General features: G+C 31.6%; 13 protein-coding genes and 2 tRNA genes. 3 read left to right on the forward strand and 12 right to left on the reverse strand.

The features are described 5' to 3' along the window. The first annotated feature begins 17 nt into the window (after window positions 1-17). Window positions 18-779, forward strand: coding sequence for a helix-turn-helix domain-containing protein (locus CELLY_RS09635; RefSeq protein ID WP_013621487.1), 762 nt, complete (start codon window positions 18-20; stop codon window positions 777-779). On the opposite strand, the gene CELLY_RS09640 is transcribed toward CELLY_RS09635, so the two are convergent. The 11 genes from CELLY_RS09640 to mutS form a co-directional block, all read right to left on the reverse strand. After that, window positions 780-1,688, reverse strand: a complete 909-nt coding sequence (locus CELLY_RS09640; RefSeq protein WP_013621488.1) for a hypothetical protein — start codon at window positions 1,686-1,688, stop codon at window positions 780-782. An 85-nt stretch (window positions 1,689-1,773) separates the two neighbouring features. Continuing rightward, window positions 1,774-2,412 (reverse strand): suppressor of fused domain protein, encoded by a 639-nt coding sequence (locus CELLY_RS09645; protein WP_013621489.1) that lies wholly within the window; start codon window positions 2,410-2,412, stop codon window positions 1,774-1,776. A gap of 39 nt (window positions 2,413-2,451) precedes the next feature. Then, window positions 2,452-2,835: a DUF5071 domain-containing protein gene (locus CELLY_RS09650; RefSeq protein ID WP_013621490.1), complete on the reverse strand. Its 384-nt coding sequence runs from the start codon at window positions 2,833-2,835 to the stop codon at window positions 2,452-2,454. A gap of 3 nt (window positions 2,836-2,838) precedes the next feature. Beyond that, on the reverse strand, window positions 2,839-3,576 hold the full coding sequence (locus tag CELLY_RS09655; RefSeq protein ID WP_013621491.1) for a hypothetical protein: 738 nt from the start codon (window positions 3,574-3,576) through the stop codon (window positions 2,839-2,841). Between the two features lie 11 nt (window positions 3,577-3,587). Next, window positions 3,588-4,361: a hypothetical protein gene (locus CELLY_RS09660; RefSeq protein ID WP_013621492.1), complete on the reverse strand. Its 774-nt coding sequence runs from the start codon at window positions 4,359-4,361 to the stop codon at window positions 3,588-3,590. A 252-nt stretch (window positions 4,362-4,613) separates the two neighbouring features. Next, window positions 4,614-4,799: a hypothetical protein gene (locus tag CELLY_RS09665; protein WP_013621493.1), complete on the reverse strand. Its 186-nt coding sequence runs from the start codon at window positions 4,797-4,799 to the stop codon at window positions 4,614-4,616. A 19-nt stretch (window positions 4,800-4,818) separates the two neighbouring features. Further along, the gene (locus tag CELLY_RS09670) at window positions 4,819-5,322 is read right to left on the reverse strand and encodes a hypothetical protein (protein WP_013621494.1); all 504 of its coding nucleotides are present in this window, start codon (window positions 5,320-5,322) and stop codon (window positions 4,819-4,821) included. Window positions 5,323-5,331: 9 nt separating this feature from the next. After that, complete coding sequence (locus CELLY_RS09675) at window positions 5,332-5,685, reverse strand: hypothetical protein (protein ID WP_013621495.1); 354 nt, start codon at window positions 5,683-5,685, stop codon at window positions 5,332-5,334. Window positions 5,686-5,851: 166 nt separating this feature from the next. Further along, window positions 5,852-5,935: transfer RNA gene (locus CELLY_RS09680), tRNA-Leu, on the reverse strand. Between the two features lie 45 nt (window positions 5,936-5,980). Continuing rightward, a tRNA-Gly gene (locus CELLY_RS09685) sits at window positions 5,981-6,052 on the reverse strand. A gap of 142 nt (window positions 6,053-6,194) precedes the next feature. Beyond that, window positions 6,195-8,777 (reverse strand): DNA mismatch repair protein MutS, encoded by a 2,583-nt coding sequence (mutS, locus tag CELLY_RS09690; protein WP_042257400.1) that lies wholly within the window; start codon window positions 8,775-8,777, stop codon window positions 6,195-6,197. Window positions 8,778-8,934: 157 nt separating this feature from the next. Between mutS and CELLY_RS09695 the strand changes: the two genes are divergently transcribed. Further along, complete coding sequence (locus tag CELLY_RS09695) at window positions 8,935-9,468, forward strand: RNA methyltransferase (RefSeq protein ID WP_013621497.1); 534 nt, start codon at window positions 8,935-8,937, stop codon at window positions 9,466-9,468. Window positions 9,469-9,632: 164 nt separating this feature from the next. On the opposite strand, the gene folK is transcribed toward CELLY_RS09695, so the two are convergent. Beyond that, window positions 9,633-10,778: a 2-amino-4-hydroxy-6-hydroxymethyldihydropteridine diphosphokinase gene (gene folK / locus CELLY_RS09700; RefSeq protein ID WP_013621498.1), complete on the reverse strand. Its 1,146-nt coding sequence runs from the start codon at window positions 10,776-10,778 to the stop codon at window positions 9,633-9,635. Between the two features lie 132 nt (window positions 10,779-10,910). On the opposite strand from folK, the gene CELLY_RS09705 reads away from it, so the two are divergent. Beyond that, window positions 10,911-11,621 (forward strand): queuosine precursor transporter, encoded by a 711-nt coding sequence (locus tag CELLY_RS09705; RefSeq protein ID WP_013621499.1) that lies wholly within the window; start codon window positions 10,911-10,913, stop codon window positions 11,619-11,621. Window positions 11,622-11,650 lie beyond the last annotated feature (29 nt).

An 11,650-nucleotide genomic window follows, 5' to 3' on the forward strand; every position in this document is an offset into this window, starting at 1 on the left:
TTAAATTTTAAATATAGATGCCTGTAGCCAATTTAAAACATAAAATAAAGATAGAGAAAAGCTTAACTAAAAAGACAACTATGCTTTCTGGTAATTCTTTTGGAATTTATTTTTGCTTAACTGCGGATTATAATGCTGTTGTATATTTTAAACCTTTAAACGATTTTTTTCCGGATACAGCGTTTGAAGTTAAAAATGGAATTTTATTAAATTTTGAAAGAGATTTAATTGAAGAAGATGATATAGAGTATGCCTTAGATGTAATGACGCTCTTTAATAAACAACCCCAATTAGTTTTAAAAACCCCTAAGCAAGTTGCAAAGGTGAAAAACGCTATTAATTTAGTGGTAGAAGAGTACAACACAGCAGCATCATACATAATGATGAAAACACTTTTAAAGGTGTTATTACTAAGTTTAATACGTATTGGTAATGAAAATTTTATAGCACAAGACCTTAAGCAAAAAAGAGTGTTTGATTTTTTAGAGTTGATGGAAACCTCTTTTTTAAAAGAAACTAAAGCTAATTATTATGCAAAAGAGTTGGGTATAACTGAAAAAAGATTAAATCAGATTTTAACTGAAAAATTAAACTTAACAGCAAAACAAATTATACAGCAGCGCCAAATTACAGAAGCAAAAAGGCAACTTGTTAAAAGTGAAATTACAATTAAAGAACTTGCGTTTGAGTTGGGATTTGAGTCTTTAAGTAGTTTTTCTAGATTTTTTAAAAAGCATACAGGGGTTAGTCCTTCTAAATTTTCTGTAGATTTAAAATAGCTAATTATTATAAGCCATATTGTAATTTTTGTTTGGTTTTAAGTATATAAACGTTCTGTTTGTGTTAATGTAAAAATCAAACCTCCTTAGAAAATCAGTGCCTAAAACACTCATACTTTGCCTAGCAATTGCGCCTTTAAAAAAGCCAATAGATACATTTTTAAATGTAGTTTTACCAACTTTAAATTTAGGTAAAATTGCCTTTTGTGTTTTTAGCACATTACCATAAGAATCTTTAAGCGTTTTAGTATCAGTTATTTTTAAAAGCGAATCTAATTTATTGGTTTTAGCAAAATTGTCATCAAATAATAGGAAACCAGTGTAGCCAGAATGAATTAAAAATGAATTCTCATATTTTTTTGATGCTATACTACTTACACCGCCTAAAAACATAAAGCCGTCTTTAGAGTATAAAGGTACTTTTGTATAGCCTTTTATTTTTGTAGGTATTGTTTTGTATACCGTAATTTTATGGTTTGTAAAGCTAATATGTAGGGCTTTGCCTTTAAATAAACTAGGTCCAAATTTGCCATCTGTTCCTGGGCCTGAGTTTTTATTTTCCCAAATAGGTAAATTACTCCAATTAAAACCTCCTATTTGTAACGTGTTACTGTTGCTATGTCTAGATGTGCTTTTTCCGCCCCAACTTTCTACAGTTTCTTCTGTGTTCCATAGTACACTAGTAGCTTTGGTAGTGCTTTTTTCAATTAAAGTGATAGATTCTGCAGCTGTGTGTAGCATTAGGCTAACAGTATCTTTTTTATTTAAAATGGCTTCTACGGCAATGTTATTTTTAGGAGTAAAAGTAAACGGAAAGCTACCTAATAAATTTGCATTGTTTTTGGTTTGAGATATGCCACCAAGGGTAACTAGTGTAAAACATAAATAAGTAAACAACTTTTTAAACATAGTTATTATTGGTTTAAGAGTACGTAGTGCAGTAAAGCTAATTTACATAAAGTTGGAGTAGGTGCGGTGTTAGTGTTGTTAATTTTTACTTACGTTCTAAATCTGTAATAAGCAAAGGGTTGTTTTGTTTTAGTAGTTCTTTAGTTTTTGTGGTACTAGGATTTTGTTTTAGTTCCTCATATTCTGTGTTGGTTAAGCCAACCATTTGTAAAAACTGAACCTCACCGTGTGGAGTGTTTAATATACCTAATTCTTTGTCTATAACAAAGGCCAGAGCAGTAATATCTGTATTGTAATTACTTCTTATTGGTCCGTTTGCAGGTATAAGATGGTATTCCTCAAACCATTTTTCTTTGCTAAAAACGTACTTTCCTAAATTCTGAATTAAATTACACGCCCAATTAACATTATCTTCATCACTATATTTTTTTAGTCTAAAAGTAAGTTCAAAACCAAGTTTGCTATATTCTTCTCCTACAGATTCTTCATTGTAATACAGCTCAGAAAATCCATAAGAAATGTAATGCAAGTGGGGTTCTTGCAAGTTACTGTTGTACACGCTAATGCCATCTATAGGCTCTGTGCCACCCAATGCATAAGGTAATTGTGGGGCATAATGCTGCGGATTTTGCTCTGGGTATATTTTTTCTACCACAGTATCTATACAGTCCCAACCAACAGCATCTTCTTCTGTATATTTCTTTTTGTATTCTTCTAGGGTCATAGGGTTATTTATGGAGTATTAAGTAAAGTAGTTACTTTTCTAGGTTTTAGTTTTTTTAATCACCTCTAAAGCCAATTCTTGTGTTTCTTCAGCTATTTCTGCCTTAGTAGGTTGTGTAGCAATTCGTTTAAATTCAGCCAGTAATTTTGGATCTATTGGTGCTGTGGCATTTGTGCCAAAAACTAACACAAGCCAGTATTTCCAAACTTCATCTTGGCCCCTTAAAATGGCAATAATATCATCTGTAATATGTTTTGCTATAGACTGTAAATATAGCGCTATTGGACCTGCAACGGGCCAGTTTAAATCTTGTAACCAAGTTAATAACTCTGGCACTATTGGTTTTACTTGCTCATAACTATAGTTTTTTAAGTCTGCTATAGCTTCTAGGTCTCCTTTGTGTTTTGGTAGTTGTGGTTGCAATGGTTATTTTTCTTTTTTAAACCCTTTATTGGTTAGTTTCCATTGGGTATGTGTTTGTTCTTTTCCGTAAAAACCAGTTTCCTCATCTTCTGGGTAACTAAAATAAGACAATATTTTTTTTTGTTCATCGTATTTTATTTTAATGTCTTGCCCACGGTTTGCTTCTGTAAAAATAGAGGTTTCTCCTATAAAAGCAGTGTCGCTTTTTTGCAATTCACCATCTTCTATTTTGTATACTTTGGCTGTACTGTAATGTTTGCCACCACAACAGGTTCCCCAGCCTAATAACAAGTAGTGCGGTTTGTTATTAATTTTTATATGGTGTACACCAAGTATAAAAACATCTTGATCTCCATCATCTTTATCTTTTAAATTTATATATTTAATAGATCCACTACTGTTTTTGTATTGTGCATAAATTACAGAGCTGTGGCAACATCCGGAGTCTCTTTGGCTCCAGGTATATGTTTTTACTACACTATCTAGACTGTATTGTATGCTTATATGTTTAGATAAACTATCATATGGGTTAGCAAAACTAGTAGTATCTTTTAAGTGTTCTACAAAACGTTGCTTTACAAAAGGAAACATACTGTTTGCCATATCAAAATCTACGGCTTGGTAGGCTTTAAATGTGGTTGCAAGTAGCTCGTCAGAATAATTATAATCTTCTTGAGCTAATGTACTATTGCATATTACAAATGCAAAAAATAGAATTTTAAGTCGTTTTGTTATTTTCATACAATATATTGTTAGGTGTAATCTTTGTAAGGGATGGCTAATTTTTTAAACTGTTTTACAATATTTTTTTCTCTTTTTTGACTTATAAAATCTATGGTAACTTTAAATTTTTTATGATACACGGTGTGTATAGTTATAAATGTTCTTTTGTTTCTGCCACCGCCCACTGTTTCTTTAGTTGTGTGGGTTATATCATTTGTAGGTATTATTTTTTTTACAAACGGATTTATTAAGTTTTTTATAATGATGTAATTTTTAGAACTTTCTATATAACCCATTTGTGTTGTAAAAAGTAACAAAAAAAGAAATGTACCTGTACTAAATATAAAATATCCTGGATCTAGGTAGTTGGTAATAAACAGGTCTAGCAATAATATAATAGAGGAAGTTAGTGCTATTAATATAATTATTTTTACTAGTGTAATATAAAATGGTATTGATGTGGTTTTGTTAGTAATAGCAATAGTACTATTAGTAACAGGTTTACTTATTTTTATCTGTTTATTGCCAAAGGTGTTGTCTAAGTGTAAACGTAGTTTCCAAAAGTTAGTGTAGTAAGCCTCTTTTAGGTATATTTTTTTATTGTTTTTTAGGTGTATGGTAAGTCCTTTTTCATAAATGGTAAAAAACATGAATTTAGAAGGTACAGAACTATGTAACTCAATACTCTTTACTTCATTATAAGTATATGTTTTAAATATGCCAATTTTAATGTTTTTAGAGTCTACTCTATAAAAAATGAGGCTCTTTACAATCATATAAATACCATAGAGCACAAAAGCCATAAAGGCTATTAAAAACAGTATAATCTCTTCTTTGCTAATTATAAGTACATAAAGAAAAAACAATATGACAATAAAAAAAATAGCAAGAATAGGTACAGAAAATTAAATCTGCTGGTTATGGTTGTATTTTTTATGTTATTACGCATCATTTTTGTACTTCAATTAAAAAGTACAAATTAAAGTATATATAGGGTGTTGTAATGCGTTAATGTTTATTTGTAGTAATTAGGTGTATTACCGTTACTAAATAATTTATTTTTTAGCTTCTTTACGGTAAGCATTAAAAATAAGTACAGCCATAAATGCCCAAATTAACCTATATACCCATATGTTTATATCCTTGCCAAAAAATAGCACAGTTTCTGCGTCTCTCATAAAACTGTATACAACATTTACAAGGGCAAGTGCTACACCAATAATTAATATTGTTTTTCTCATAGCTGTTAAAACTAGTGTTTTATTTCTTTTTTTTAAGTTCTGTATTAATTTTCTTTTCCAATTTCTTAATCTCGGCAAAAGGTAAATTTAGAGCTAAAAAATAATTTCCGTTTCTAATTTTACTATTTACGTAAAAGCCATTAATAATTTTGTTATCTATAAACAAGCCTATGCTTTTACGCTCTTCAAAAGCTATGTCTGTAGCAATTTGCATTTTAATATCTCCGTTAGGTGTAAAGGTTAGGTTTAAACCAAACTGTTTTTCTCCAGTATTTCCAAATGTAGCACCTATACCAACAGTAGAACACTTTTTAATTGCTGTAATAGGAATTAATGTTTTTGTGTTAACGTATTGTGTTTTATTAAAACTTGGAACAAAAACTTTTACGCCAACAGAATCATTTAAAATATAAAAGCCCGATTTTAAATGGCTTGTTGTGTCTGTTTCTTGTGACTGCTGACAAATGCCAGTTGCACTCACAAGAAATAAAAGAAAGAGTAGGGCGTAGGTTTTTATAGTCACAATATATTTTTATAAGCCTTCTAGACCTGTTGTGGTAGCATCAAAAAACAATAATCCTGCAATAAGGAAAACGTAAAAAATAATCCAGATTAAAGAAATAACTACACCGGCAATGGCAAGTCCGCGTGGACGATTAAAAAGTCCAATTATAGATAATATAAGTCCTAAAATCCATATTAAGTGTCCCACAATAGGAATACAATATAATAGGTATGCAAGTATAGAGATTATAAAGCCGGCTATACCAATTGGATTGGAGTTGCTATTATTATTTTGGTTAATAATAATAGGTTGCGCTTGATGAGTTTCTTGTTGTTGCTGGTTTTGGTTGTCTTCTTGGTTGTGTGGTGTAATGTCACTCATAAAAATTGGCTATATTTTATGGCAATATAAAAATAAGTAGGTAAAATAGTACCTTATTTTATAAGTTATGCGAATTAAAATTTTTAGAGTAAATTAAAATAGGTGAAAACCAAAAAGGTATAAAAAGCAAAAACCCTTGAAAATCGTGAGATTAACAAGGGCTTTGTACTCGAGATGGGACTTGAACCCATACGGACTAATGTCCATTGGATTTTAAGTCCAACGTGTCTACCAATTCCACCACTCGAGCAAATTAGCTGTTATTACTAACAGGCAATTGGTATAATTTTTTCTGAGCGAAAAAAGGGATTCGAACCCTCGACCTCCACCTTGGCAAGGTGATGCTCTACCCCTGAGCTACTTTCGCAATTTTTATGAGCGTACATCTTTATCAGATGCGGGTGCAAATTTAAGACATTTTTCTAAACCACAAAGCTATTTTGAAAAAAAATATTGATATTTTTTATCTAATTTTAAATTTCATTTTCAAATAACATAAAATGAGCGTTTTACACTTCATCTTTTTTTTGTGCAGAAAGCAATCTTTTTATCTCATTTAACTTCATTAGTGCTTCAACCGGTGTTAGCGTGTTAATATCTAAGTCTATTATTTCTTCTTTTAACTCTAAGAGCAGAGGGTCATCCATATTAAAAAAGCTTAGTTGCATTTCATTTTGTGCATCTGTTAGCTTTGTTGTGAGCTCTTCACTAGAGTGAGATTTTTCTAATTTTTTAAGTATTTTATTTGCTTTAGAAATTACTTGCTGTGGCATACCAGCCATTTTTGCTACGTGTATACCAAAACTATGTTCACTACCACCAGGAGTAAGTTTGCGTAAAAACAAGACATTGTCTTTTAATTCTTTTACAGATACGTTGTAATTTTTTATTCTGCTAAACGTAGCTGTCATTTCATTTAACTCATGGTAGTGTGTGGCAAACAATGTTTTTGCTTGTGTTGGGTGTTGGTGTAGGTATTCTGATATTGCCCAGGCAATAGAAATACCATCATATGTACTTGTACCACGGCCAATTTCATCTAACAATACCAAACTACGTTCAGACAAGTTGTTAAGGATAGATGCAGTCTCGTTCATCTCTACCATAAACGTAGATTCTCCCATAGAGATATTGTCACTGGCGCCAACTCTGGTAAATATTTTGTCTACGTAACCAATTTTAGCAGCTTCTGCTGGTACAAAACTTCCCATTTGCGCTAATAATACAATTAAGGCTGTTTGGCGTAATATGGCAGACTTACCACTCATATTTGGCCCTGTAATCATTATTATTTGTTGTTCTTCTCTATTTAAAGTAACATCATTGGCAATATAAGTTTCGCCAACTGGTAATTGTTTTTCTATAACAGGGTGTCTACCATTTACAATTTCTAAGTCTGTAGAGTTGTTTATTACAGGAGCGGTGTATTTATTGTCTGTAGCCAATTGTGTAAAACCACAAAGGCAATCTAGTTGCGCAATTAACTGTGCATTGTGTTGTACAGGTGCAATGTACTCTTGCATCCAAACAACAAGTTTAGAAAATAGCTCTTGCTCTAAAACTTGTATACGTTCTTCTGCGCCTAATATTTTACTCTCGTATTCTTTTAATTCTTCAGTAATGTAGCGTTCTGCATTTACTAAGGTTTGCTTGCGTATCCATTCTTCTGGTACTTTGTCTTTGTGGGTATTACGTACTTCTATATAATAACCAAATACATTATTGCTAGCTATTTTTAAAGAGGTGATACCGGTACGCTCGGTTTCTCTTTCTAGCATCTTATTTAAATAATCTTTACCAGAAAATGCCAATCCGCGTAGCTCATCTAACTCTGCTGAATATCCATTAGCAATAGTTTCACCTTTAAGCATATTAACAGGTGCATCTTCACTAATCATTTCTTTAATTTTAGCGCGTAGCATATCACAACCGTGTAACTGGTCGCCTATAAGTTTTACAGCGTCATTTTTGCTGCTACTAGTAAGTTGCTTAACTGGTAGTATTGCTTCTAAAGAATTTTTTAGTTGTACTACTTCTTTGGGTGATATTTTAGCCGTTGCTACCTTAGAAATTAAACGCTCTAAGTCTCCCATTTGCTTTATAGACTGTTGTAGTTTATGCAAAATGGTATCATTGGCTTGTAGGTACTCTATAACTTGATGCCTTCTTTTTATCTTTTCTACATTTTTTAGAGGCAACGCCAACCAGCGTTTTAGCATACGCCCACCCATAGGTGATATGGTTTTGTCTATAACATCTAAAAGGGTAACAGCATTTGGGTTGTAGGAGTGATATAGCTCTAGGTTTTTAATAGTAAACCTATCCATCCAAATGTATTCTTCCTCGGCAATACGTTGTAACGTATTTATGTGCTGTAGTTTGTGGTGTTGCGTTTCAGATAAATAATGTAAAACAGCACCAGATGCCATAATACCTTGCTCTAAATGTGCCACGCCAAAACCTTTTAAAGTTGCAGTGTTAAAATGCTTGGTTAGTGTTTCTTGTGCATAATCTTCCTGAAAAATCCAATCTTCTATAAAAAAGGTATGAAACTCGGTACCAAAAGCTTTTAAAAAATCCTTTTTATGTGTTTTAGAAACTAAGACCTCATTTGGTGCAAAGTTTTGTAACAGTTTATCAATTTGTTCTTCTGTACCTTCTGATGTTAAAAATTCTCCTGTAGAAATATCTAAAAATGCTACACCTATTTTTTTTCTTCCAAAATGTACTGCACATAAAAAGTTGTTGGTTTTGGCAGATAAAATATCATCATTTAAAGCCACCCCAGGAGTTACCAATTCTGTAACGCCTCTTTTTACAATTTTTTTAGTTTGTTTAGGATCTTCTAACTGGTCACAAATGGCAACACGTTGGCCAGCTTTTACCAATTTAGGCAAATAGGTGTTTAAGGAGTGATGCGGAAAACCAGCCAATTCTGTTTTTTCGCCACCATTGTTACGGTGTGTACAAATAATACCTAATATTTTTGATGCTTTAACGGCATCATCACCAAAGGTTTCATAAAAATCTCCAACACGAAAAAGCAACATAGCATCTGGATACTTTGTTTTTATAGCGTTGTATTGCTGCATTAAAGGTGTTACCTTTTTCTTTTTTGGTGTACTTGTTTTAGGCAAATTGAAAAATCTTATTGATTAACTTAAAAATTACAAAACGAATTTAAGTTTTTCTCTTTGGTTACAAAACCTTTGTTGATATTTGTGGATAAGTTTACTAGATATAAATAGAATGAGAAAGTTAAAAAATAACGAATTAGAGCGATTAAATATTGAAGAGTTTAAACAAGCAGAAAAAACGCCTATTGTTATTGTTTTAGATAATATTAGAAGTTTAAACAACATTGGTTCTGTTTTTAGAACAGCTGATGCTTTTTTAATTGAAAAAATATACTTGTGCGGTATTACTGCTAAACCGCCACATAAAGACATACAAAAAACAGCATTAGGTGCTACAGATAGTGTAGCTTGGGAGTATGTAAATGAAACTTTGCCTTTAATAGAGCAGTTAAAAAGCAATAGCTATGAAACACTTGCTGTAGAACAAGCAGAAAATGCTACTTTTTTAAATGATTTTAAAATAACTCAAAACCAAAAGTATGCACTAATTTTTGGTAATGAGGTTAAGGGCGTGGCACAAGATGTAGTTACAGCTAGTGATGTGGTTTTAGAAATTCCGCAATACGGTACAAAACACTCTTTAAATATTTCTGTAAGTGCAGGTGTTGTGGTTTGGGATTTGTGGTCTAAACTACAAGACAAATAAAACATTTTTTAGTTTTAAGGTATAAAAAAAGACCCAACTAAGTTGGGTCCATTATGTAGTTTGAGTTAGTTAGTTCCTCTGTTAAGAGATATGCAATTAAAGAAAACGTTTTGAATATTGCAAATAAATTGTGAAATAACTGTTAATTTAATACTCGGCTTTTTTTAAAGATTACGTAAAATGTAACCTTGTATTTCGTGTAAAATGTGCTCGTAATCAGCGTCATTAGCTACAAAGTCAAGGTCGCTAACATCTATAATAAAGGTATTTTGCTGCGGATAACTTTTTATGAAATCTAAATAACCTTTGTTAATTTTTTCTAGATAATCTGTCTGTATATCCTGTTCATATTCACGACCACGTTTTTTAATGTTGGCAATTAAGCGCTCTGTGTTTTGGTATAAGTATACAAAAACATCGGGCTTTTTTACATCTTTATACATTAAATCAAACAACTTACGGTATAGCTTAAATTCGTCTTGGTGTAAGGTTACTTTTGCAAATATGAGCGATTTAAAAATGTCATAATCACTAACCATAAAAGACCTAAATAAGTCTAGCTGAGATGTATCGTCTGAATATTGCTGGTAACGGTCTGCTAAAAAAGACATTTCTAACGGAAAAGCATACCTTGTTTGGTCTTCATAAAACTTGGGTAAAAATGGGTTATCTGCAAAGCGCTCTACAATTAATTTAGCATTGTAATCTTCAGAAATTTTATTAGCTAATGTTGTTTTACCAGCGCCAATGTTACCTTCTATGGCTAAAAACTGTGCTTTTGCTAGTAAACTTTCTCTGTTAGGGTATAATCTTCTTTCTGTGCGCTCTATAGCTCCTTTATCTTTACATTCCTGAAAAAGGTTTCTAGAATCTTTGTTTAATATTGGGTGGTAAAATTGCGGACCAATATCTGCAAGTGGGCGTAGTACAAAACTTCTAAATTGCAAGTTTGGGTGTGGTACCACTAATTTATCTGTGTTAATTACCTCTTTGCCGTAGTATATAATGTCTATATCTATGGTTCTGGCTTGGTATCCGGCTTCATCTGTACGTTGCCTACCTAGGTCATTTTCTATCTTTAAAATAATATCTAAAAGCTCAAACGCATCTTTAGTTGTTTTTATAGACACGCAGGCGTTTAAAAAGTCCGCAGACTCAAAACCCCATGATTGGCATTTGTATACTTTAGATATGCCTACTATTTCACCAGCTTTTTCCTTTAATAGAAAAATGGCATCTTGTAGGTTAACTATCTTATCACCTAAATTACTACCTATAGATAGGTATGCAGTTGTAACGTTCTTCTTCATTTAAAAACAAAGTAAATAAAATAGTTTTTAAGGCGCTATCTTAAAATTAAATATCTTTTTTGTAAAGGTATTAAAAGCTTAACTTAAGTATCTTTACAAATTAGTTGTAAATTAGAAAAGCAGACACTTTTTATGAATAAAACAGATAAAAAATTAGCCTTTAAAATATATTTATACTTAGGAGCACTTTTTATAACTTCCTTAGTGGTTTCTAATCTTATTTTTCAAAAATTTTTTATTTGGCAACCTTTTGGTGATGTTACTATTTTTGGAGCAACCTTGTTTGAGATTTCTGTGGGAGTACTTCCTTATCCGGTTACTTTTTTGTTAACCGATTTAATTTCTGAAATCTACGGTAAAAAAAGTGCTAACCAAATTGTTGTTGCTGGTATTTTTGCCTCGTTTTTTTCATTATTAATTGTGTATTTAGCATCTGCCTCAGAAGCTACTAGTTGGTCTCCTGTTAGCAATACTATGTTTAAGGATGTTTTTGGTAATACAATTTTGGCAGTTACAGCATCTATGTTGGCGTATTTATTTGCGCAATTTATAGATATACAGGTGTATCATTTCTGGAAAAAAATAACAAAAGGAAAGCATTTGTGGTTGCGTAACAATTTTTCTACTTTTTTCTCTCAGTTTGTAGATACCTGTACTGTTTTGCTGCTTTTGTGTTCTTTTGGAGAAATTAGTTGGGATAAATTTACAGGTTTGTTAATTAGCGGGTTTATTTTTAAGATAATTATAGCATTTGTAGACACCCCTTTCTTGTATTTATTCGTATATATAATGAGAAAAAGATTTAATTTAAAAATAAACCAAGAATTAACATTGGAGTCATAATAAAACAAGCTTAAAGTTGTTTTAATTGT

Origin of the sequence: Cellulophaga lytica DSM 7489, from assembly GCF_000190595.1 — a bacterium.
In the GTDB taxonomy this organism is placed as follows: Bacteria; Bacteroidota; Bacteroidia; order Flavobacteriales; family Flavobacteriaceae; genus Cellulophaga; species Cellulophaga lytica.

What these genes read in the sequence shown, in the direction of transcription:
- CELLY_RS09695 (WP_013621497.1), top strand. Translation starts at nt 8,935, where the DNA reads ATGAGAAAGTTAAAAAATAACGAATTAGAGCGATTAAATATTGAAGAG.
- CELLY_RS09675 (WP_013621495.1), bottom strand. Translation starts at nt 5,685, where the DNA reads ATGAGTGACATTACACCACACAACCAAGAAGACAACCAAAACCAGCAA.
- CELLY_RS09705 (WP_013621499.1), top strand. Translation starts at nt 10,911, where the DNA reads ATGAATAAAACAGATAAAAAATTAGCCTTTAAAATATATTTATACTTA.
- CELLY_RS09655 (WP_013621491.1), bottom strand. Translation starts at nt 3,576, where the DNA reads ATGAAAATAACAAAACGACTTAAAATTCTATTTTTTGCATTTGTAATA.
- CELLY_RS09640 (WP_013621488.1), bottom strand. Translation starts at nt 1,688, where the DNA reads ATGTTTAAAAAGTTGTTTACTTATTTATGTTTTACACTAGTTACCCTT.
- folK (WP_013621498.1), bottom strand. Translation starts at nt 10,778, where the DNA reads ATGAAGAAGAACGTTACAACTGCATACCTATCTATAGGTAGTAATTTA.
- CELLY_RS09665 (WP_013621493.1), bottom strand. Translation starts at nt 4,799, where the DNA reads ATGAGAAAAACAATATTAATTATTGGTGTAGCACTTGCCCTTGTAAAT.
- CELLY_RS09645 (WP_013621489.1), bottom strand. Translation starts at nt 2,412, where the DNA reads ATGACCCTAGAAGAATACAAAAAGAAATATACAGAAGAAGATGCTGTT.
- mutS (WP_042257400.1), bottom strand. Translation starts at nt 8,777, where the DNA reads ATGCAGCAATACAACGCTATAAAAACAAAGTATCCAGATGCTATGTTG.
- CELLY_RS09660 (WP_013621492.1), bottom strand. Translation starts at nt 4,361, where the DNA reads ATGGCTTTTGTGCTCTATGGTATTTATATGATTGTAAAGAGCCTCATT.
- CELLY_RS09635 (WP_013621487.1), top strand. Translation starts at nt 18, where the DNA reads ATGCCTGTAGCCAATTTAAAACATAAAATAAAGATAGAGAAAAGCTTA.